The sequence below is a fragment of the Hymenobacter glaciei genome, from assembly GCF_039539585.1.
GTDB lineage: Bacteria > Bacteroidota > Bacteroidia > Cytophagales > Hymenobacteraceae > Hymenobacter > Hymenobacter glaciei.
Genome location: NZ_BAABDK010000034.1, coordinates 25661 through 48493 on the forward strand (window position 1 = coordinate 25661; position 22833 = coordinate 48493).

Annotated in this window: 15 protein-coding genes; 10 read left to right on the plus strand and 5 right to left on the minus strand. The window is 63.1% G+C overall.

All coding sequences use genetic code 11. The annotated features are described in order from the left end of the window. Window positions 1–16 precede the first annotated feature (16 nt). Together ABD837_RS22760 and ABD837_RS22765 are read right to left on the minus strand one after the other, a co-directional pair. Window positions 17–904, minus strand: coding sequence for a rhomboid family intramembrane serine protease (locus ABD837_RS22760; RefSeq protein ID WP_345059204.1), 888 nt, complete (start codon window positions 902–904; stop codon window positions 17–19). A gap of 76 nt (window positions 905–980) precedes the next feature. Continuing rightward, window positions 981–1844, minus strand: a complete 864-nt coding sequence (locus ABD837_RS22765; protein WP_345059206.1) for a hypothetical protein — start codon at window positions 1842–1844, stop codon at window positions 981–983. Window positions 1845–2070: 226 nt separating this feature from the next. On the opposite strand from ABD837_RS22765, the gene ABD837_RS22770 reads away from it, so the two are divergent. The 3 genes from ABD837_RS22770 to ABD837_RS22780 all read left to right on the plus strand — a co-directional run bounded on the left by ABD837_RS22770 (window position 2071) and on the right by ABD837_RS22780 (window position 5346). Then, complete coding sequence (locus ABD837_RS22770) at window positions 2071–2343, plus strand: hypothetical protein (RefSeq protein WP_345059208.1); 273 nt, start codon at window positions 2071–2073, stop codon at window positions 2341–2343. A 351-nt stretch (window positions 2344–2694) separates the two neighbouring features. Beyond that, window positions 2695–4506, plus strand: coding sequence for a family 10 glycosylhydrolase (locus ABD837_RS22775; RefSeq protein WP_345059209.1), 1812 nt, complete (start codon window positions 2695–2697; stop codon window positions 4504–4506). Window positions 4507–4866: 360 nt separating this feature from the next. Continuing rightward, the gene (locus tag ABD837_RS22780; RefSeq protein WP_345059211.1) at window positions 4867–5346 is read left to right on the plus strand and encodes a GNAT family N-acetyltransferase; all 480 of its coding nucleotides are present in this window, start codon (window positions 4867–4869) and stop codon (window positions 5344–5346) included. A gap of 369 nt (window positions 5347–5715) precedes the next feature. Here ABD837_RS22780 and ABD837_RS22785 read toward each other — a convergent pair whose 3' ends face one another. From ABD837_RS22785 to ABD837_RS22795, 3 genes are all read right to left on the minus strand, one after another. Further along, window positions 5716–6990 (minus strand): hypothetical protein, encoded by a 1275-nt coding sequence (locus tag ABD837_RS22785; protein ID WP_345059212.1) that lies wholly within the window; start codon window positions 6988–6990, stop codon window positions 5716–5718. Window positions 6991–7120: 130 nt separating this feature from the next. Beyond that, the gene (locus tag ABD837_RS22790; protein ID WP_345059213.1) at window positions 7121–8668 is read right to left on the minus strand and encodes a SusD/RagB family nutrient-binding outer membrane lipoprotein; all 1548 of its coding nucleotides are present in this window, start codon (window positions 8666–8668) and stop codon (window positions 7121–7123) included. Between the two features lie 134 nt (window positions 8669–8802). Beyond that, the gene (locus tag ABD837_RS22795; protein ID WP_345059215.1) at window positions 8803–11970 is read right to left on the minus strand and encodes a SusC/RagA family TonB-linked outer membrane protein; all 3168 of its coding nucleotides are present in this window, start codon (window positions 11968–11970) and stop codon (window positions 8803–8805) included. Between the two features lie 475 nt (window positions 11971–12445). Here ABD837_RS22795 and nagB point away from each other — a divergent pair, with 475 nt between their 5' ends. The 7 genes from nagB to ABD837_RS22830 all read left to right on the plus strand — a co-directional run bounded on the left by nagB (window position 12446) and on the right by ABD837_RS22830 (window position 22757). Beyond that, window positions 12446–14380, plus strand: coding sequence for a glucosamine-6-phosphate deaminase (nagB, locus tag ABD837_RS22800; protein ID WP_345059217.1), 1935 nt, complete (start codon window positions 12446–12448; stop codon window positions 14378–14380). A gap of 242 nt (window positions 14381–14622) precedes the next feature. Next, on the plus strand, window positions 14623–17826 hold the full coding sequence (locus tag ABD837_RS22805) for a SusC/RagA family TonB-linked outer membrane protein (protein WP_345059219.1): 3204 nt from the start codon (window positions 14623–14625) through the stop codon (window positions 17824–17826). 15 nt (window positions 17827–17841) lie between these two features. Next, on the plus strand, window positions 17842–19164 hold the full coding sequence (locus ABD837_RS22810) for a RagB/SusD family nutrient uptake outer membrane protein (protein ID WP_345059221.1): 1323 nt from the start codon (window positions 17842–17844) through the stop codon (window positions 19162–19164). A gap of 199 nt (window positions 19165–19363) precedes the next feature. Then, entirely contained in the window at window positions 19364–20575 is a 1212-nt protein-coding gene (locus ABD837_RS22815; protein WP_345059223.1) for an anhydro-N-acetylmuramic acid kinase, read from the plus strand. A 171-nt stretch (window positions 20576–20746) separates the two neighbouring features. Next, window positions 20747–21928 (plus strand): acyltransferase family protein, encoded by a 1182-nt coding sequence (locus ABD837_RS22820; RefSeq protein ID WP_345059225.1) that lies wholly within the window; start codon window positions 20747–20749, stop codon window positions 21926–21928. 103 nt (window positions 21929–22031) lie between these two features. Continuing rightward, window positions 22032–22181 (plus strand): hypothetical protein, encoded by a 150-nt coding sequence (locus ABD837_RS22825; RefSeq protein WP_345059227.1) that lies wholly within the window; start codon window positions 22032–22034, stop codon window positions 22179–22181. 117 nt (window positions 22182–22298) lie between these two features. After that, window positions 22299–22757 carry a hypothetical protein gene (locus ABD837_RS22830; protein ID WP_345059229.1) on the plus strand — a complete coding sequence of 153 codons (459 nt, stop codon included), beginning with the start codon at window positions 22299–22301 and terminating at the stop codon, window positions 22755–22757. Window positions 22758–22833 lie beyond the last annotated feature (76 nt).

Below are 22833 nucleotides of genomic sequence, written 5' to 3' on the forward strand. Positions count from 1 at the left end.
AACCGGTCCGAACTGTTTACTTTCCATCGTGCCCGGCTAGGTGCTGCTCGCCTCCCTGCAGCCCCAGCAATGCCAGCGGACCAGCCAGGAACAAGCCGGTAGCCAGCCCGCCCAGGTGGGCCGCGTTATCAACGTTGCCGCTGAGGCCGGAGAGTAGGTTGCTCAGCACCAGGTAGAGCACCAATCCCAGCATGGCGCGGCGGTCGGACTTATCGAGCACCAGTTTTTTGCTGACGAGCAGCGCCAGCAGCAGGCCGTAGAGGCCAAAAATGGCCCCGCTGGCTCCCACCGAGTTGATGCCGTTGGTGTGCCACCACAGGCTGGCCAAGCCGCCGCCTACGCCGCTGGCCAGGTACACCATCAGCAGGCGCAGCGGCCCCGTGCGGTCTTCCACCAGCAAGCCCAGCAGCCAGAGCGAGAACAGATTGAGCAGCAGGTGCGAGAGGCCGGCGTGCACAAAAACGTGCGTGAGCAACCGCCAGGGCTGCCCGTGCAGCGTGAGCCCCGACACATTCGAACCCCACTGCACCAGCTGGTGCCCGGTCGGGTTAGTAGCCGAAACGCCGCCCAGCACCACCATCAGCCCAAACACCAGCAGGCAGGCATCAATCAGCAGCGGCGTAACCAGAAAGCGACGCGAGGGAATAAATAGGCCCCGCAGCAGCTGGCCCAGCAGCTGCGGCCAGGTTTCGGGCTCGGCGGTTGGTTTCGGGGGCTGGGGGCTTGCGGCTTCGGGCAGCAGGCCGCGCCGGCTGAGCTCGGCCACGGCGGCGGCCCCCACGGCCGGTGGGTAGCGGGCCGCATTCTGGGCCAGGTACAGCAGCTCGGCCTCGGTTTTTTGGGCGAAAAGCTGGGCAGCCAGGGCAGCGGTAGCGCCTGGAGCGGCGGGGTCGGGGGTTTCCATTGCGAAACGGCGCGGCAAGGAGCGCGCCAGCCTGGGCAACCGGCCACTTTGCCAGTTGTTCGGCCGCAAGCAGCGTCTACATCTGCATCTTAATTACCGTGGCTTTGTACGCTTTGCCCGTTACGGGCGATGCCGGGCACAGCACCCGCAGCCAATCCTGCACTTCGGCACCGCGGGCATTCAGCTCTTTGTCCGTCAAAAACTGCCGTTGCGGCAGCAGGTCCGGCATGCGTTCCAGCACGTGCTGCTGGCTGCTGGCTACTTCCTGCATGCGCTGGAAATCTTCCTGCATGGCGGGGCCGAACTTGTAGGTGTACACCGCCGCCTTGTTCCAGTTGCTCCAGGTGGCGCGGGCCACCAGGGCCTGGTCGGCAAACATGGCGCCGGCCTTGCCCGCGTGGGCCTGGTTGGTGAGGTACTCCGTCTGGCACTCGGCCGCCCAGAAGCGCTTGGCCAGCTCGCGGTACTGGCGCAGGGCCATGCCGTTGGCCTTGGCTTTGGCAGCGGCGCGCTCGGCGGCGGGCAGGCGCTGCACCTGTTGGGCCACGGCCTGGTCTACCACGCCGTCGTAGGTAGGAATGGCCGACATTTCTACCTCTTCCAAACGCGGTGGGGCTTTGGGCTTGGCCGGGGCCGTGGGCACGGGCGGCGGCTGTTTTTTTTGCTTCACAACGTAAAAGCTACCGAGGCCCACAACCAATACCGCTGCCAGGCCCAGGGCGAGCGGGCCGGTGCGCAGGCCGCCGGCCGGCGACTGGTCGGGCGAAACGTAGGTAAGGGCCGGCAACTCGGCCGGGGCGGCCAGCGCCACGCCCCGGCGACGCAGCTCGCGGCGGGCAGAGTCAATCAGGCTGGGTTGGTAGAGCTCGGGATGGTCAACAAAAAACTGCAGTTCAGAATCGGTTTTCTGGTGGTAGAAGTCGTCGATGGAATCGGCCACGGCGGGTAAATGGAAAAGGGAATGGAGAAGAAAACAGGCAAAAAGGGGGCATATGGTAATTCCGGCGAACCAGACCCAGCTTCCCATTGGCAAGTTCGCACCAGATGCCACATTATGACGCATCCGGTTCCACAAAAATTACCGCGCCAACCACGCCGGCCCGGGGCCGTACACCCAAGCAGGCGGCTCATTTCCCTTCTCCCCTATTCCTTATCCCTCTTCCCCCATGCCTACGCCCGAGCAAAACCCCACCGACCCGCGCCCCGACCAAGCCAGCACCGGCGGCCTCACGCCTGACCAAGGCACCGACCGCGACCAAAATGCCAGCGGCAACCCCGAAGCCGGCACCGCCGCCGATGGCGCGATTCCGACCAGCACCCAGGAAAACATGGGCGACGGCGCGGGCATCCGCGGCGACTACGGCAACGCCAGCCAGACCAACGGCCTCGAAGGCGGCCCAGATGCTCCGGAAACGGATACCGAGCTGACCGGCTCCTGAAGTAACTGAACACGGCGGCCGAATCCGCCATTTTCAAGGTCGGATTTCTGATTTCGCGCCCGTACGGCTCGATTTCAGAAATCCGACCTTCTTATGTTGGGTTTGTTTGGCTGGCTGGTTCTGATTGAGAAGTTGTTTTAGGAAGTCGCCAGAACAGTGTAGAGACGCATACTTGCGTCTCGTTGTTGAACGATTACTGTTGAACGGCACAGACGACGAGACGCAAGTATGCGTCTCTACCTCGACACACCGACTTTCTATACAGCTTCTGAAGCCGGTGGAGACGTCGGCGCCGGGCTTCGACGGCCTCGGCGTAATTTGCGGGCGTTTCTGTGTTGCCAATTTCGTTTGATGGTCCGTTTTCTTGCCGCTGGCCGGCTTCTGTTGTTTGTAGGGCTGCTGGGGAGCGGCCTGCTTAGCGCCGTTCGGGTTCAGGCCCAGGCCGAGGAGGGAGTGCCGCCCAAGCGCGAGCTGCGCGGCATGTGGGTAGCCACCGTCGAGAACATCGACTGGCCCAACCAGCGCGGCGAAGCGCCCGAGCAGTACCGCCGCGACTACCGCCGCCTGCTCGACGCCGGCCAGCGCGCCGGCCTGAACGCGGTGTTCGTGCAAATCCGGCCCGCTTCGGATGCCTTCTACAAGTCCGACATCGAGCCCTGGAGCAAGTGGTTGACCGGCGTGCAGGGCCGCGCCCCGGCCAACGGCGACGACCCGCTGCCCTTCCTCATTACTGAGGCGCACCGGCGCGGCATGGAGTTTCACGCCTGGTTCAACCCGTACCGCGCCACCATGGACTCGGTAACGCGCCGCCTGGCCCCCAACCACCCCTACCGCCAGCACCCCGAGTGGTTTTTGCGCTACGGCGGGCAGCTGCTGTACAACCCCGGCTTGCCGGCGGTGCGCGCCCACATCACCCGCGTGATTCTGGACGTGGTGCGGCGCTACGATATTGATGCGGTGCACTTCGACGACTATTTCTACCCCTACCCGGCAGTTGGGCAAGTGTTTCACGACGAAGCCGCCTTCCGCGACCAGAACCCCGACGGCATTGCCAAGTTGGCCGACTGGCGCCGGCAGAACGTGAACATCCTCATCCGCGACCTGCACGACAGCATTCGGTCGGCCAAGCGCTGGGTGAAATTCGGCATCTCGCCGTTTGGTGTGTGGATGAACAAATCGGCCAACCCGCTGGGCTCCAATACCCGCGCCGGGCAGCCGTCGTACTCGAACCTGTACGCCGACTCGCGCCTGTGGCTGGAGCAGGGCTGGATTGACTACATCCTGCCGCAGCTGTATTGGAGCACCAATTTCAAGCTCGTGCCCTACCCCGTGCTGCTCGAATGGTGGACGCGCAACCACTTCGACCGCCACCTCTACATCGGCCACGGCACCTACCGCATGCTCGAAAGCACGCGCTCGGACACCACCTGGCGCAACCCGCGCGAGCTGCCCCGCCAGATTCGGCTGAACCGCAGCTACGACGGCGAAGCGCCCGGCAGCGTGTTCTTCTCGGCCAAATCGGTGCTCACCAACCCGCTGCACACCACCGACTCGCTGCGCCGGAACCTGTTCCGCTACCCGGCCCTCATCCCCACCATGCCCTGGATGGACGCTATGCCGCCGCTGCCCGTGGCCAACCTCACCCTGCGCCGCCTCAGCCACTACGTGACCTTGAACTGGCAGAGCGGCGCGCCCGCTGCCGACGGCGACATTGCCACCTACTACGTCCTCTACCGCTTCGAGGCCAACGAGCGCGCCACGCCCAACGACCCGCGCCACATCCTGGCCCTGCCGCGCCCCGCCCCCGGCTACCCCGCCACATTTGTGGATACCACCGCCGTGCCCGGCCAGGCCTACGCCTACTACGTCACGGCCGTCGACCGGCTGCACAACGAGAGCCGCCCCATGCGCGTGGTGACCGCCGGCCAGGCCGGCCCCGAGCTGGCCGTGGGCCAATCTCCGGCCGGGGCCCCGCGCCCGGCCACGCAACCAGCCGCGCCCACGGTGGCTTCTGCGCCGGCTCCCGTGCGCCCGCAACCGGTGCTGCGCCCCACGCCCGCAGCCGAAAAGCCGGAAGGCTCGGCTCCATTCTCGAAGGTAAAAATCAAGGAGAAGCCGGCGAAAAGGAAGGGCTTTTTCGCGCGGCTGTTCGGGGGCAAGTAATACCTCAGTATCATTTTTGCCCCCCCCTGATGGGCACGGTTCGGCTGCTGGCATTGATTTCCTGAAACAGAAGAGCCTGGCGCGTTGCGTCGGGCTCTTTTGCTTTTAGACTTTGGCTCAACCTTTTGCCTGAAGCGACCAGCTTCGAGCAGTTTCGGAGTCAGTGGATGTAGGGGCGGGGTCGTACCCGGTAGGGCTTGCCCCCGCCTGGACGTTGACGCCCGTTGACCGGTTCCGTTCAACGACGGGCGGGGGCAAGCCCTACCGGGTATGACCCCGCCCCTACATCGTTCAACCTGTACACTGACCACGAAATCGCTCTAGCTTACATTGCCTAAGCGCAACAACAGAATTCTCCTGATGCAGAACAGACAGGTAAAACTCCGAAAAACCGAAAAAGCTGACCTGGAATTTTTCTTTCGATTTCAGCTTGACGAAGAGGCTAACTACTTAGCTGCCTTCACGCCCAAAGACCAACCCGACGAAGCAGCCTATGTTGAGAAATTCACCAGGTTCTTAAACGACCCGACCATACATATGCAGACGATTCTGGCCGATGGAACCATCGCAGGGAGCATGGCGAAATTCGAAATGAATGGCGACGCTGAAATCACCTATTGGATAGACCGAAACTTCTGGGGGAAAGGAATTGCGACAACAGCACTCAGCCAGTTTCTGGAAATTGAAGGCGCCAGGCCTCTTTTTGGCAAAGTGGCGTTTGACAATTCAGGCTCGCAGAAAGTCCTGGAGAAATGTGGCTTTGTCAAAATCGGCACGGACAAAGGCTTTGCCAATGCGCGCCAAACCGAGGTAGAAGAATTCATCTACAAACTGGAATAAGCATTGCCATTACTCACGTGGCAATTTGGTTGCAGCAATCAATATGATGGCGGTAATCAGCCTTGATTATACCCGACAATGTAGAGACGCGACCCATCGCGTCTTCGGGACCGCGCCGTTCCAGCATCGTTCAACGCCGAGACGCGATGGGTCGCGTCTCTACACCAGCCGGCCGATTTTCGCAGTTCTCTTCGACACAAGTACAACAGAAAAATTCAAGAGTTAAGTACTCCAGCAAAAGGAACCGTGATGCAGCGCATTCTGCGCATGACGTGCTTGTACCCAGTTGCTTTTGAACGAGGACTTAAAACGAAACGAGCCCGGCGTAATGCACCGGGCTCGTTTCATTCGGAAAATGCGGGTCAGCTTCTACAGCGCCTTCACGTTGAAGCTCACCGTCACATCTGTAGCCGAGGTACGGTTGATGCCCGTTACCTGCACCACGGCGTACTGGTCGAGGCCGCGCAGCTTGAGGATGATGACGTCGCCCACCACGATGTTATCCAACGTGGCAACTTGTGAGGCAGCCGCCGTGGCATTGTAGGTCTGGCGGATGCTGCTGAGCGTGGCCGCCGTGTACACGGCCGCAGTGGAGCGCACCAGACGGGTACCGGTGCTCAGGGTACGGAACTGCACGGCGTTGGTAGCGGTACTGCTGATGACCAGGTCTTTGCTAGTGGCGGGGCCGGTGGCGGGCACCGCGGCGAAGGTCGTTAGGTCATAGGCAGCGAGGTCGCCGCCGGTGGTGCCAGTGTAGGTGAGCGTGCCGGTGCGCACGGCCGCAAAGGGCGTGGCAGCGGCGGGGGTGTAAACGGCGGTGGCCGTGGCGCTGGCGGCGCGGGCCGGCGTACGCACCTTCACCTCGAAGCGGAAGGTGATGGGCTGGCCAGCGCTACCGGCCGGCAGCGGAATGTCGACGTTGGTGGTGAGTTCGGCGCCGCTGGCGGTGAGTTTGGTACGCACCACGCGCCGCTCGGCGGCAGTGCCCACTTTGGCGTAGGTCACCAGGCTGTCGAGGTCCTTGTACAGAATGCCGGCCGGAATAACGGCGGTGCTGGCCGGTGGCAGCGGCGCGGCCGTGATGCCGCCCTTGTTCAGCGTCACGCTGTAGCGGATGATGTCGCCGGGGGCGCTGGTAGCAGTGGCGGTGGGCAGCGTCACGTTGGTAGGGCCCGAGTTGATGACGATAGTCGGCGTGGCCTCGGCCAGGCGGAAGTAGAACGTCCGGGTTTTGGTCTGGCCGTTCTGGCTGTCCACGCGGGCATCGACGCGCACCAGGGACTTATTGGCTCCGGTGGGCACCGTGTAGTTCACCACCAGGGTGTCCACGTTTTTGCGCTTCGAGAAAGCGGGCGCGTACGTAAGGGTCTGCACGATGGCTGAGTCGCGGGCGGGCTCTACTTTCTGCAGAATCACAATCTGCTTGATGGGGTCGGTTTGCTGCGCGAACTGCAGCTCGAACGTCACGGTTTCGCCGCTGGCGTACTTGGTGGCCGTGCCCAGGGCATTGGTGGTGAGCAGCGTAGGGAACTGCGGCCCCTGGGCAGTGTAGTAGTCGTCGAGCTCTTTCTTACAGCCGGTGGCCAGCAGAGCCAGGGCCAGGAGCCCGCCCCAAAGGGCGCGGGCGGTGGGTATATAGTTCATGGGAATAGAAGTTGATTGAATGTAGGGCGGAGCCTTTGCTCCGCCAATCGGTGGCTGCGAACCGGGTCGTTGCTCCGCCAAGCGGGGGTGGGTCTGGGCGGCGCGGACGAGACGGAGCAAAGGCTCCGTCCTACGGCATGTCAAACCACAGCGGTTTGGTCACGTAGTCCTGGTCCGACGTGGCGCCGGCTTCGGCGTAGTTGGCGGCCACGGCGTTGGGGTTCACGGTGACTTCGGTGGCGCCCGGCAGCAGGCGGCGCGGGTACTTGCCCAGCAGCGGCCCGGTGCCGCCGTTCGAATACACGGGGTACTGGAGGTTGACGTAGATGTTGGAGTCAAAATCCAGGCGGCGCAGGTCCGACCACGAGTCCGGGTTCAGGAACATGGCGATGTACTTCTGCTCCATAATCGAGCGCAGCGTGAGGGCCGCCTCCGTCTGGGGCACGGCGGCGCTGGCGATATAGGCTTCAATCTGAGCCGAGGTAATGGCCGGGAACGTCACCGGCGGCGGCGAGAACGTGCCGCCGCCGCTCATCTTGCGGATGTGGGCCCGAATGCCTTCCTTCAGTGAAGCCAGCGCCAGGGTTTTGTTGTTGGCCCGGAAAGCAGCTTCGGCCTCAATAAACTTCACCTCGTGGTAGGTGATGGCCTCGTAGTAGCCCAGGTCGCGGGCGTACCAGCCGCCGTAAAAGTCGGTGAGCGTAGAGCCGGGCGTGAGGTTGGCCGTGCTGGCCGTGCCCGCGCCGGGGGCCGCGCCGGTGCTGGTGCTGGGCACCATCACGCCAAAGCGTGGGTCGACCACCCCTGGAAAAGTAGTGCCGTTGAGGTACTTGATAAGGTTGAGCGAAAACGTGGCCCCGCCGAAGTTACCCCGGGTTGGCCCGAAGATGTTGGTGGTGTTGGTGAGCGGGGCCACCGCCGGCTGGAACTGCAGCTGCGCATCGTCGGCCGACGTTTGGAAGGCCTTGGCGCACAGGGCCAGCACGGCGTTGGGGTCGTAGCTGGCTTTTTTGGTGAGGTGCTGGGCCTGGCGGGCCTTCAGGGCGTAGGCTAGGCGCTGCCATTTCAATACGTCGCCTTTGTACAGGATATCGCCGCTTTCGCTGGGCGAGGTGCTGTAGAGGGGGCGAAAGTTGGCGCTGGCCGGCTTCAGCATCTCCACCAGGCCCTCGTCGAGCAACTGGTTGATGGTGGAATAAATCTGCTGCTGCGAGTCGTACTTGGGCGTGAAGTTGGCTCCGCCCTGGTAGGCTTCTGAGTATGGAATGTTACCCAGCATGTCGGTGGCGTGGGCCAGAATGAGGGCTTGCATAATCTTGCCCGCGCCCACGTAATAGGGCGAGCCTTCGGCCAGCGCCGCCTTCTGCATCACCGGAATGTTGCCGCCCGATTGAAAGTACGAGAAGTTGAAGGTGTTGGTGCTTTGGGCGTTGGTGAAGAAAAACTGGTCGTTGCCGCCGCTGTTGGCCGTGCGGCTCACCACGTACTGCGTGATGAACGGCGTGCGCAGGGCCGTGAACATCTGCGTCTGAATGCCATTGGAAATGATGCCCGGCAGGATGAAGTTCGGCGTCGACGACACCGGGTTGTTGGGGTTGTTGTTCACGTCGAGAAACTTCTCGCACGCGGTGAGGGCCGGTAGGCTCAGTAAGCTGAGGCCAAGGATATATCGTTTCATGTGGTTAGTTGTCAGTGGTGGGGGTTGCTGGCCCGGTCCGACCGCCCTAGGCGGTCCGACCGGTTGTTGAAACAACGGTTTCGTTCGTGCTTCAACCGGTCAGACCGCTTAGGGCGGTCAGACCGTACCAGCAATTAAAAATTCACGCGCAGGGCCATGTCCACGCCGCGCGTGGCGGGCACGTTGCCGTAGTCGAACCCGCCGGAGCCGCCGCCGCGTACACCCGCGCCAGCGGCTGCCGTTTCGGGGTCGGCGCCGGTGTAGTTGGTCAGCAGCACCAGGTTGCGGCCGGTCACGCTCAGCTCGGCGCCTTTGATGAACTTAGTGGCGCCCAGCAGGCTGGCGGGCACGGCGTAGCTCAGGGTCACGTAGCGCAGGCGGGCCCACGAGCCGTCTTCGATGAAGGCCGTGCCCACGGCCCCCAGAATGCTGGTGTAGTAGGTCTGCGTCAGCTCTACAGGGCGGGTGTTGGGCGAGTACGTAACGCCCCCGTCCGCATTTTTTTTGATGGTGCCGTCGGGGTTGAGCGGGGCCACCACGCCATCGAACACCACTTGCTTGTAGCGGTCGGCGGTGCGGGGCGAGGTGCCCACGCGGGTCTGGTACCAGTCGTTGCCGTTGATGACCACGCCACCCACGCGGAAATCAAACAGCGAAGTGAGCGACAGCCCCTTATAAGTGAACGTATTGGTGAGCTGGGTGGTGAAGCGCGGGGCGCGGTTGCCGGCGTAGGTGAACAGGCTGTTGACGGTGGGGTAGCCGGTGGTAGTGTTCACAATCACCTTCCCATAATCGGGGTTGTTGGGGTCGGTTACGCGCGCAAAATCGGAGGCCCCCACGCCCGAGATGGACCGGCCGGGAAAGGCCCCGCCCTCGTGCACATCGGTGATAAAGGCATCGGACTGAAACACCACCGTGAGCGGGAACGGCAGCTCCTCCACCCGGTTGGTGTTGTGGAAAAAGTTGGCCACGATGTCCCAGCTGAAGTCTTTGCCCTTCACCGGCGAGCCCGTCAGCGACACTTCCTGGCCCTCGTTCGTCACGATGCCGCCGTTGATGTACTGCAGAATGAAACCGGCCGACTGGCTCACCCGGGGCGCGATAATCTGGTCGGTGGTGCGGGAGAAATAGTAATTGAAATCCAGGCCCAGGCGGTTTTTCAGAAACTGCAGCGCTACGCCGGCCTCGTAGGTGCGGGTGCGCTCGGGCTTCAGGTTGGGGTTCGAGCCGAAGAAGTCGTTGCGGAAGCCGCCACCGATGTAGGTATTCTGCGTCAGGGCCGATTCCACGCGGTAGGGGTTGGTATCCTTGCCCACTTCGGCAATGGAGGCACGTACCTTGCCGTAGTTCAGAATGTTGCTCTGGTCGAGGCCCAGGGCTTTGGTGAACTCATAGCCCACACCAGCCGAGCCGTACAGGAAGCCCTTGCCAAACACCTTGTTCTGTTCGGGGCGCGGCAACGTCGACGACTGGTCGTAGCGGGCCTGCAGCTGAATGAACAACTGGTTGAATAGCGTGCCGTTCAGCTGCGCGAAGTTGCCGATGACGTGGCGGGTGTTGTCGCGCTGCAGCGCGCCGCGGTTCACCGTGTTGTTGAGGCCGGTGAAGTTGGGGTTCTGGAAAATCAGGCCGATGTAGTCCACCGCCTGGTCTTTGTTTTCCTCAATGGTATTGCCCAAAATGAGCGAGCCGCCGAAGTTGGTGCCGAAATCGTGCGCGAACGTGGCCAGCGTGGTCGCCGTGACAGACCGGAACTGGTCCACGGTTTCGGAGATGCCGCCGTTCTGGTTGCCCACCTGCGAGGTGCCCACCGCGCGCACCGAGGTGTTCCGCGAGGTGTAGATGTCGGTGCCAATGTTGTGGCTTAGCGTGAGCCAGGGCGCTACTTTAAAGCTCAGCTGGGCGTTGCCAATAAAGCGGTTGATGCGCTCGGTCTGGGGGTTGTTGTACACCGTCCAGTAGGGGTTGTCGGCGTCGGCGTCGGTGCCGTTGCCCAAAGCCAGCAGGCGGCGGCGCGAGCCGTCGGGGTTGAGGTAGTTGCGGGCGTCGTCGCCGCGCGGCCAGTTCAGCAAGCTCAGCAGATACCCGCCCGACGAGCCAAACAACCCCGGCCCCTGAATGGGCCGCAAGCCGCCCGAAGTCAGGTACTGGGCCGAGCCGCTCACACTGAGCTTGTTGGAGATGGCCGCCGTGCCCGACAGGCGTACCGTGCTTTTGTCGTAGGTGCTATTGGGTACCACCCCCGACTGCTGCAGGTTGGAGGCCGACATAAAGAACGAGGCCTTCTCCGAGCCGCCCGACATGTTCAGGAAGTTCTGGTAGGTGTAGCCTTTCTGGAAGAAGTTGCCGATGTTGTCGTACACCGGCTGGTTGGCCCCGAAGCGCGGGCCGAACGACACGCGCGTGGTACCGTCGAAAATCCCGTTCGAGCCCTGGCCGTACAGGTCCTGCATTTTGGGCAGGCGGTTCACCTGGTCTACCGACACCTGGGTGCGGAAGTTAAGCGTAGTAGCGCCAGCTACGCCTTTTTTAGTCGTAATCACCACCGCGCCGCTGGAGGCGCGCAGGCCGTAGAGGGCCGCCGCCGCCGGGCCTTTCAGCACCGTGATGCTGGCAATGTCTTCGGGGTTGAGGTCGCCGGCGCGGTTGCTGGCGCCTACCGAGCGGCCCAGCAGGCCATTGAAGGCCGAGCCGCCGCCGGGCGCGGTGCTTTCCTGAAACGAGCCGTTGTCCATAATCATCCCGTCGATGACGAACAGCGGCTGGTTGTTGCCGTCGAGCGAGGTGCCGCCCCGGATAACGATGGCCGCGCCCTCGCCCGGCGCGCCGCCCGACGAGGTGATGTCCACGCCCGCCACTTTGCCTTGCAGCGCATTCACCACGTTGGTCTGGCGCGAGTCGATAATGTCTTTGCTCTGCACTTCCTGCACGGCCGTTACCAGCGTGCGTTTTTCCTGCTTGATGTTGTAGGCCGTCACCACTACCTCATCGAGACCGGTCGTGCTCTCCTTCAACACCACGTCGATAGTGCTGTTGGTGCCCACTGTGCGCTCCTGGGCAGCGTAGCCAATGAAGCTGAACACCAGGGTAGCGCCCGGCTCGGCCGACAGCGAATAGCGGCCGTCGGCACCAGTGGTGCTGCCGTTGGTGGTGCCCTTCACGAGCACCGTCACGCCAGGCAGGGGCGCTTGGTCGGTGCCGGAAGTAACGGTGCCCGATACCGGGCGCGCTGTTTGGGCCCAGCTGGGCGGAGCCAGCAGCACGGCCAACACCAGCAGCAATAGCCAGTAAGGTTTTTTCATGATGGGAAATGAATGGGTGAGAAAAATGGAGGTGGGATGAGAAGAAGTAGGAGGAGGCTCAAGCCCCGGGGAAACGGAGATACCAGATGGCAAGCGCGGCAATACGTGGCCGGAATCAGTTCCGAAGCGATGCAGCCCAAGTGGCCTGCAGGAGCCTTCCGATGCCCAAAAAACGCTGCGGCGGTACGGGCCAACCGTCCGAGCCGCAACGGGAATACTCATGCGGGTGGTGGCCCCGCAGCACTTTCAAAAGTGCGAAATATTCAAGCAATATTCATTGAAAATTTCGCAATTGCGAACCCATGCCATGATGTTGTGCAGCATCTGAGAATTCAGGTTCTGGCGTATAAACAACTGCCTATTTTTGCCCGGGAGGCACAGAAAACGCGGCTTTGTTTTGATAATCAGCTAGGTTTTGCCACCTTTCGGCCCGGGCCGCACGGGCCCGGGTCCTTTCACCTACTGCATTCTCGCCATGCCCACGCTGCTCGCCACTCTGCCCGCCACGGCCGGCGCTCACCTCCCGGTGGAGCTCTACGCCGATTCCGAAGCGGCCTCGGCGGCCGTCGCGGCCCAGATAGCCGGCCTCATTCGCACCCGCGCGGCCGAGGGGCGGCCCTGCGTGCTGGGCCTGGCTACCGGCTCCTCCCCTACGCGGGTTTACGAGGAGCTGGTGCGCCTGCACCGCGAAGACGGCCTGAGCTTCCAGAACGTCATCAGCTTCAACCTCGACGAGTATTACCCGATGGCTCCGGGCTCGCTGCAGAGCTACGTGCGCTTCATGCGCGAGTACCTGTTCGACCACGTCGACATCCGGCCCGAAAACGTGCACATCCCCGACGGTACCGTGCCCGAGGCGCAGGTAGCGGCCTTCTGCCAGCGCTACGAAGAGCAGATTCGGGCGGCCGGCGGCATCGATTTGCAGCTGCTGGGCATTGGGCGCACGGGCCACATCGGCTTCAACGAGCCGGGCTCGGGGCCAGCCTCGCGCACCCGCCTCATCACTCTCGACCACGTGACGCGCACCGACGCGGCATCCGATTTCTACGGCGAGGAAAACGTGCCCCGCCGGGCCCTCACCATGGGCGTGGGCACCATTCTCGAAGCCCGCCAGGTTGTGCTGCTGGCCTGGGGCGAGGGCAAAGCCGCCGTGGTGAAGCGCATGGTGGAGGGCGACGTTACCGACTCGGTACCCGCCACCTACCTGCAACGCCACCCCGCCGTGCAGGTAGTGCTGGACGAGGCCGCCGGCGCCGAGCTTATCACCCGCAAAACGCCCTGGCTGCGCAGCCTGCCCTGCAACTGGCACGATGCCGCCCTGGTGCGCAAAGCCGTAACCGGCCTCGCCCGCACCGTAAGCAAGCCCTTGCTAAAGCTGACCGACGAAGACTACAACGAAAACGGCCTCTCGGAGCTGCTGGCGCAGTCGGGCCCGGCCTACGACCTAAACATTCGGGTTTTCAACGAGCTCCAGCACACCATAACCGGCTGGCCCGGCGGCAAGCCTAATGCCGACGACACCTACCGGCCCGAGCGCGCCGCGCCGTTTCCAAAGCGCGTGCTCATCTTCTCGCCGCACCCCGACGACGACGTGATTTCGATGGGCGGCACCTTGCTGCGGCTCGTCGACCAAGGCCACGAGGTGCACGTCGCCTACCAGACGTCGGGCAACATTGCCGTGTTTGACGAAGATGCCCTGCGCTTCGCCGATTTCGCGGCCGAATACGACCAGATGTTTCAGCAGAACGACCCGGCCGGGGAGCAGTTCTACCAGCGCGTGGCCGACTTCCTGCACACCAAAGCTCCCGGCCAGGTCGACTCGGCCGAGGTGCAGCAGCTCAAGGGCGTTATCCGCCGGGGCGAGGCGCGGGCGGCTCTGCGCTACGCCGGGCTCGACCCCACCACCCGCGCCCACTTCCAGGACCTGCCTTTTTACGAAACCGGCCGCGTGCGCAAAAACCCCCTCGGCGACGAAGACCTGCGCCTGACCATGGAGCTGCTCAACCGCATCCAGCCCCACCAGATTTACGCCGCCGGCGACCTGAGCGACCCGCACGGCACCCACCGCGTGTGCCTGGCCGCCATTTTCGAGAGCATTACCCGCCTCAAAGCGTCGGGCACGCCCTGGCTCGACGACTGCTGGGTATGGCTCTACCGTGGGGCCTGGCAGGAGTGGGACATCGACCAGATTGAAATGGCCGTGCCGCTCTCGCCGCAGGAGCTCACGCGCAAGCGCCGCGCCATCTTTAAGCACCAGAGCCAGAAAGACCGGCCGCTATTTCCCGGGGCCGACCAGCGCGAGTTCTGGCAGCGCAGCGAGGCCCGCAACCGCACCACCGCCAAGCTCTACGACGAGTTGGGCCTGCCCGAATATGAGGGCATTGAAGCTTTCGTGCGCTGGGAATTTTAGCTTCGTCTTGGCGCCCTGAAGCCATTTATGAGGTACAGGCCAGTACAAAACCGGTTTGTACTGTTGCGAGAGTTTATACAAGTCCTAGTTTGACGCCTTATTTATTCGGCTCTCACAGGCACTTCGCCTGCTGTTGAGGTAAGCTGATGCCGATGCATTTATATTATAAATACATTTATTGTAAATATTTTGTAAATCATTGCTTTTCTTAGCCTCACGAAACCCACCAACCCTTTTTTCTCATGTCGTACTCTTACTGTTTGCAGCAGTTGGGCCGTCCGTTGGGCGGACTGCTGCTGTGCCTGCTGCTGGCCCTGGCGGCCCGGGCCCAAACCGGTACCCAACGCTACACGCTGAAGGGCCGCGTAACCGATGCCGCTGGCCAGGGCTTGCCTGGGGCCAACGTGCTGCTGGCCGGCACGCAGGCCGGTACGGCTGCGAACGCCGACGGCGACTACACGCTGAGTTTAAGCACTGCGCCGGGGCCTTACACCCTCACGGTATCGTTGGTGGGCTACCAAACCGTGATGCGCCCGCTGACGCTGGGTGCCGATGAGAACGTGACCGCCAACGTGAGCCTGAGCGAAGCCCGGCAGAAGCTGGACGAAGTGGTGGTGGTGGGCTCGACGGTGAGCGTGAACAAGCGCGAGCTGGGCAACGCCATCAGCACCATTCGGGCCGAAGACCTGGCACAAAGCGGCTCGGGCGGGGTGCTGAATTCGCTGCAAGGCAAGGTGCCCGGCGCGCAGATTACTCAGAACTCGGGCGACCCGGCCGGCTCCATCTCGGTGCGCCTGCGCGGGGTGCACTCGCTGCTGGGCTCGTCGGACCCCTTGTATGTGATTGACGGCGTGATTGTGAGCAACGCCAGCACCAACGTGTCGCAGCTGGCCGTGAGCAACGACATTGGAGCCGCCAGCGCCGGGCAAAACCGCCTGGCCGACCTCAACCCCAACGATATTGCCAGCCTGAACGTGATAAACGGGGCGGCGGCGGCAGCGCAGTACGGCTCGCGGGCCGCCAACGGCGTGGTGCTCATCACCACCAAACGCGGGCAGGCCGGTGCCCCGCGCGTGAGCGTGTACACGAGCGTGAACCGGAACGAGCTGCGCAAATCGGTGCCGGTGAATACCTACGGCAAGCAATTCGGCTACGCCGGACTGCGCCTGTACCCCATTGGCGGCGTGACGCCGGCTCAGGTTGCGGCCAACCCCGGTACCACCACCACACCCATCACCCGGGCCAACCTGACCACGCAGCTGGCCAATAACCTGGTGGACGTGACGCGCTACAACTACTTCGACCAGATTTTCCAGAAAGGCTACGGCACCGACAACGGCGTTTCCATTGCTGGCGGCTCGGAGCGGACGACGTATTTCGTGTCGGCCAACTACCTCCGCAACCAGGGCATCATCAAGGGCACCGATTTTACGCGCTACAACCTGCGGGCCCGGGTCGACCAGCGGCTCACCGACTGGGCCAAGGTGTCGGCGGGGCTGAGCTACATCAACAGCTTTTCGAACGAGAAGGCCAACGGCAACGTGTTCTACAGCCCAATTAACGCCATCAACATCACCAACAACATTTATGACATTACCCGGCGCGACGCGGCCGGCAACCTGCTGGCCGTGGAGCCTACCCGCGTGAACCCGCTCTCGACCATCGAGGACATGAAATTTACCCAGGGCGTGAACCGCACCGTGAGCGACGTGCAGCTGAATCTGACGCCATTCAAAGGCTTTTCGGTGGACTACGTGCTGGGCGTGGATGCCTACTCGCAGGTGGGCCGGGGCTACATCCGGCCCTACCCCTACCAGGCCACGGCCGGCCTGCCCGCCGCCCGCTACCCCGGCGGCTTCGCCTCGAACGCCGCCAACGCCGTGCTGCTGCTGAACTCGGACGTGAACCTGGGCTACGAGCGCAGCTTCAGCGAAAACCTGAAGCTGAACCTGCTGGCCGGCTACAGCTACCAGTTCAGCCAGCAGGATTACAACACTGCCCAGGGCCAGAACCTGGCCCCCTTCGTCGAAACCGTGAGCGGGGCTTCCAGCACCACCATTACGGCCAATTACTTTCTCGACCGCTTCGACCTGAGCGGCTACTACGGGCAGGCCACCATCGGCTTCCGCAACCTGGCTTTCCTGACGGGGGCGTTGCGGCGCGACCGGTCGTCGAAGTTCTCGCCCTCGCAAACCAACCAGCTCTACCCCAAGGTGAGCGCCTCGCTGGTGGTGTCGGACCTGGCGTTTTGGAAAGATGCCGCTTTCGCCCAGAAATTTACCAGCCTGAAGCTGCGTGCCAGTTACGGCGAGGCCGGCAACCTGACCGGCGTTGGTTCCTACGACCGGTTTTATCAGTTTAACCCGGTGCCGCTGCTGGGCAAAAACACCGTGGTGCCCGGCACTACCCTGGCCAACCCCGACGTGCGCCCCGAGCGCATGGCTGAGTTGGAAGCCGGCGCGGACCTCTCGTTTTTTGCCGACCGCCTGACGCTGGGCGTCACGGCCTACAACCAGCAGATTAGCTCGCTGCTGCTGCGGCGCAACGTGGCGCCTTCGTCGGGTGGCTCGGCCATCATCAACAACGTGGGCACCATGGAAAACCGGGGCCTGGAAGTAGCGCTGGGCGTACAGGCCGTGAAAACCACCGACTTCGGCTGGGACGTGAACCTGATTTACAACCGCAACCGCAACAAGGTGCTGAGCCTGCCCGGCTCGAACGGCGCGGTGCAGGCCATTTCCATCGACAACGTAACCGGCGCGCCGGTGTATTTGCTGGAAGGCCAGCCGGCCGGCGTGTTCTACGGCACCGGCTACGCCCGCAACCCCGACGGCTCGCTGCTGCTCACGCCCCAGGGCTTCCCGCAGGACGAGCGCACCAGTGGCCAGGCCGTGGGCTCGACCACCTTCGTGCCCGCGCGCGCCGCCGACGGCCAGCCTAGCTACGCGGCGGGCACCTCGGCGGCCAACATCGTCATCGGCAACCCCAACCCCAAGTGGACGGGCTCGCTCAATACCAACTTTAGCTACAAGAAACTGGGACTGCACGTGCTGCTCGATGCCGTGCGCGGCGGGAACGTGTTCAACGCCGACAAGCGCACCCGCCAGGGTGTGGGCCTCGGCGATTTGGCCGAGCAGGAACTGCGCGGGCAATTGCCGCGCGGCTACGTCTTCGCCATCTACAACACCCAGGAATTCCGCATCGACGATGGCTCGTATGTGAAGCTGCGCGAAGTGGCCCTGAGTTACGGCCTGCCCACATTCAGCAAATTTATCAGCTCGCTGAACCTAAGCCTGGTAGGCCGCAACCTGTACTCGTGGGACCACTACAACGGTTTTGACCCCGAAACCAGCGCCGGGGGCTCGTCGGACCTGCTGCGGGCCATCGACTTCGGCAACGTGCCGGTGCCGCGCACTTACCAGGTTAAGTTTTCGGCCACGTTCTAATTCCGCCCGATTCTCATGAAAAAGCTCCTTCTCTTTGCCACCACACTGGCTTTGGCCCTTGGTGGCTGCTCCAAAGAATACCTGAACCCCAGCAGCATTAGCCTGCCGCAGGCCACGGGCTCTTCCGACGGCTTGCTGACGCTTTGCAACGGCCTGCAGCAGCGCTACAGCACCGGCGCGTCGCTGAGCGTGCCCTACAATGCCACCGCCCTGGGCGGCCTAAGCACCCGCGAGCTGACCGTGCTGAATGTGGGCAATAACGAAGAATTCAACGTATTCCTGGGCGGGGCCAGCGTGAACAACAGCAACTTCGTGGTGCGCAACCTCTGGACGCAGTGCCAGCTGGTACGCGCCAACGCCGACCTGGTGCTGCAAAACGTGGGCAACGCGCCCGACCCTGGCACCCGCAGCGGCATTGTGGCCTACGCCAGCATCTTCCGGGCCCTGAGCCTGGGCACGCTGGCGCAGTTCTTCGAGAAGGCCCCCATCGTGACCCAGGAAAACGCCCCGTTCGTCGACCGCGTGGCGGTGCTGCAATCGGCCGTTACCCAGCTCGAAGCGGCCGCCACCCAGTTGGCCGCCACACCGGTGTCGGCCGAATTCACGGCCAAGATTGCGCCGGGCATCGACTTGCCCAACACCATCCAGGCGCTGATTGCCCGCTACAGCCTTTTCGCCGGCGACTACGACAAAGCGCTGGCCGCTGCGGCCCGCGTCGACCTGAGCAAACGCTCGGTGTTCAACTACGACGACCTCACCCGCAACCCGCTCTTTGAGTACGCCTTCGGCAATAAGAACGTGTTTGAGCCCACCAACGCCAGTCTGGGCCTGACTGGCGCGCTGGCACCCGAAGCCGGCGACCGCCGCCTGCCGTTTTACGTGCGCACCAACCCCAGCGCCACCCAGAACCTCGGCACGGGCTTCTTCACGGCCAACAGCGCCCCCATTCCGGTATACGTGCCCGGCGAAATGCTGCTGATTCGGGCCGAAGCCTACGCCCGCAAAGGCGACCTCGCCAATGCTGTTATCGAGCTGAACAAGGTGCGGACCAGCACGGCACCGGCCACGCTCAACTCGGCTGGCCTGCCCACGGCCCCGCCCGGTGCGGGCCTGGCCCCTTATGCCGGCCTCCTCACGGCGGCCGACATCCTCACCGACATTCTGCGCAACCGCCACATCGAGCTGGCCTACCAGGGCTTCCGGCTGGAAGACAGCCGCCGGTTTGGCCGCCCCGGCCCCGGCCCGCTGGCCACCAACGAGCGCAACCGCAACTTCTACCCTTACCCGCGGGTGGAGCGCGAAAACAACTCGCAGACGCCCCCCGACCCGTTGCAGTAGGACTTTGCAGCGAATCGAGGTATGATAAAAGAACGTCATGCTCATCTGGCGTCCGCGCAGCCGAAGCATCTCGCGTGTGGTAGTAATCCAATCGTATTGATTACTGGTGGTACGCGAGATGCTTCAGCTGCGCTCAGCATGACGTTCTTTTGCTTCCTTCCCAATCCCCTCCTACCCTCCTACCCTCCTACCCTTAAAAATGAACCCCCACCTCGCCCGCCTGTGCCAGTTGGCCGGCCAGCCCAGCCGCCGCATCATCGGCCTCATGTCGGGCACTTCGCTCGATGGGCTTGACGTAGCGTTGTGCCGGCTCGAAGGCCACGGTCCGGGCATCAAACTTACGCTGGAGCACTTCCAAACCGTGTCTTATACTGAAGACACGAAGCAGCGCATCCGCCAGGTGTTCGCTCGCGACTCGGTGAACCTCGAATATCTCACGCTGCTTAACCCCTGGCTGGGCCAGTTGCACGCCCGCGCGGTGCTGGCCTGTCTGGCCGAGTGGCAAATCGCACCCGCCGAAGTCCACCTCATCGCCAGCCACGGCCAGACCATCTACCACGCTCCGCGCCACCAGCACCAGCGCCCCGGTTTCGACTTGAACGCCACGCTGCAAATCGGCGATGGCGACCATATAGCGGTAGAAACCGGCATCATCACGCTTTCCGATTTCCGCCAGAAGCACGTGGCGGCCGGCGGCGAAGGGGCCCCCCTGGCTGCCTACGGCGACTTCCTGCTGCTCAGCAGCCCCGCCGAAGAGCGGCTGCTGCTTAACCTCGGCGGCATTGCCAACTTCACCTACCTGCCCCGCGCCGGTGGCGATGCCACGTCCGCTTTCAGCACCGATACCGGCCCCGGCAATACCCTGCTCGACGCGACCGTGCGCACCTACCGCCCCGACTTGGCCTACGATGAGAACGGCCGCCTGGCCTTAGCGGGCCACGTGCATAAAGGCTTGCTGACCGAACTGCTGGCCCACCCCTTCTTTGCCGCGCCCCTGCCTAAAACTACCGGCCCCGAGCTGTTTGCGCCCGCCTACCTGGCTGCCGCTCAAGAGTGCAGTGCCACCACAGGCCTGCCGCTGGAAGACCTGCTGGCAACGTTGGCCGAGTTCAGCGCCGTTGGCGTGGCGCGGGCCGTGCGGCTGGCTTTCGCCGGCCGACCCGCGCCAACGGCCGTGTACGCCAGTGGCGGCGGGGCGCACAACCCCGCTCTCATGCAGGCCCTGGCCCGCCACCTGCCCGGTACCCGCTTCGCTAGTACTGATGAACTCGGCGTACCCGGCGATGCTAAAGAAGCCATCTTGTTTGCGGTGCTGGCCAACGAAGCCGTGGCAGGCACGCCAGTTTCTATTGGCGCGGGCCGGCAGCGGGTGCCAGCCGTGAGCATGGGCAAGGTGTCGTTTCCGGGGTGAGGCGGTGGCTTTGAACGACTGAATAGAGAACGTCATGCTGAGCGCAGCCGAAGCATCTCTACCGCGAAGAGTAATTTATTTACTATTGCGGTAGAGATGCTTCGGCTGCGCTCAGCATGACGTTCTTCTATTTTTCTGCGACAACCACTACCCAATCCCACCCACCCCGCCATGAATTCCACCACCCAGGCCGCCCTCGACACCACCGGTACGCAGCCGCTGGCTGAGGCCTCCCAACCCGGCCGCCTCATCAGCCTCGACGTGTTTCGTGGCCTCACCGTGATGGCCATGATACTGGTGAATAACCCCGGCGACTGGGGCCACATTTACCCGCCGCTGGAGCACGCCGAATGGAACGGCTGCACGCCCACCGACCTCATTTTCCCGTTTTTCCTGTTCATTGTGGGCGTGAGCCTGGTGTACGCCCTCGATGGGGTGAAGCGCCGAGGCGGCCCGCAGGGCGCGGTGCTAGGCCGCGTGGCGCGCCGGGCCGCTGTGCTGTTTGGCCTGGGCCTGCTGCTGTCGCTCTACCCAAAGTTCGATTTCTCGGTGGTGCGCATCATGGGCGTGCTGCAGCGCATTGCGCTGGTGTTTTTCGGGTGCAGCGTCATTTTCCTGACCACCAGTCGGCGCACGCAAATCTGGCTGGTGGTGGGCTTCCTCATTGGGTACGCGGTGCTGATGCAGCTGGTGCCGGTGCCCGGCTTCGGGCCGGCCAACCTGGAGCCTGCCACCAACCTTGGGGCCTGGCTCGACCGCCTCGTCTTCAGCGAGCCCCACCTCTGGAAAACCAGCAAAACCTGGGACCCCGAAGGCCTGCTCGGCACGCTGCCCGCGCTGGCCACCGGCTTGCTCGGTGCGCTCACCGCCCAATGGCTGCGGCGCCCCGACCGCGAACCGGCGGCCAAAGTCGCCTGGCTGTTCATCGCCGGCGGTGGGCTGGCGCTGCTTGGCCTCATCTGGCACCCCTGGTTCCCCATCAACAAAGCTCTCTGGAGCAGCCCTTACGTGCTGTACACCGGCGGGCTGGCCATGGCCGGACTGGCCGCATTGTATTGGATTTGCGACGTGCAGGGCCACCGCGCCTGGACGCGGCCCGCGCTGGTTTACGGCGTCAATGCCATTCTCGTGTTCTGCCTTTCAGCGCTGCTTTCGCGCACGTTCGGGCTGTTTAAGCTGGCGTTGCCCGGCGGCAAAACCGGTGGCGTCAAGGAATGGCTGTATGAGTGGGGCATCGCGCCGTACTTCGCCGACCCACGCACTGCCTCGCTGGTAGGGGCCGTGGCGCTCATCGTCATCTGGTATTTCATTCTGAGCTGGATGTATCGGAAAGGCGTGGTATTGAAGGTGTGAGGCCCGGGCACCGGCCGTACCTTTGTGGCGATAGTATTCCCGCTATTATCTCGATGCTCGAAGCCCCTATTGTTATCCTGACGCCACTGTTTTCATGCCGCTCATGACGGCGTTTATGGCCTACAACCACGGCCGCTCGTTCTGGAGGTGGTTCGGCATTGGCTGCTGCCTGCCCTACGTGTCGCTGTTCGTGGTTATGTTCGTGGTACGCCGCGACAAAAAGCAGCTTGGCGCCGCGCCAGTGGTAGCTTAGGAAGCTTTCCAGTCGAGGTCGCTGTGCAGCGCGTAGCCAAGCATGGCCCTTCCTTGTTAACTACTCGCTACTGATACTCACGTTACCCTGTTTTCCCCCTTACCTCTTCCCTTTTTTATGTACAACGCGCTTCTTCATCTGCACTCCTGGTCCCGCTGGTTTGTGGTCATCTTCGGCCTCATCGCCGTGTACCGCGCCTACGTGGGCTGGAGTGGCCGCCGCGCTTTCGTGAGCGCCGACAACGGCATGAGTGCCGCTTTCTCGGGCTTTATGTGGTTGCAGGTACTCATCGGCTTTGGCCTGTATTTCGGCCTGAGCCCCTACGGCCTGAACGCCATGAAGCAGGCCGGCGCCATGAAAGACCCCACCACCCGCTTCTTCGGAATGGAACACGTCATGGTCATGATTCTGGCCGCCATCATCGCTCAAGTGGGCCGCATTGCCGTTAAAAAAACCGCCGACAGCACCCAGAAACACCGCAAGGCACTGCTCTATTTCGGCGTGGCTCTGTTGCTGGTGCTGCTCATGATTCCGTGGGGAATTTGGAATCCGGCCCGGCCGCTATTTCGTTTTTAGTTTTTACATCCTAAGTTTGGGGACGCTACGTATGTTCCGTAGCGGCATCCGTATTTGCCTGGCTCCCTTTTGCTTC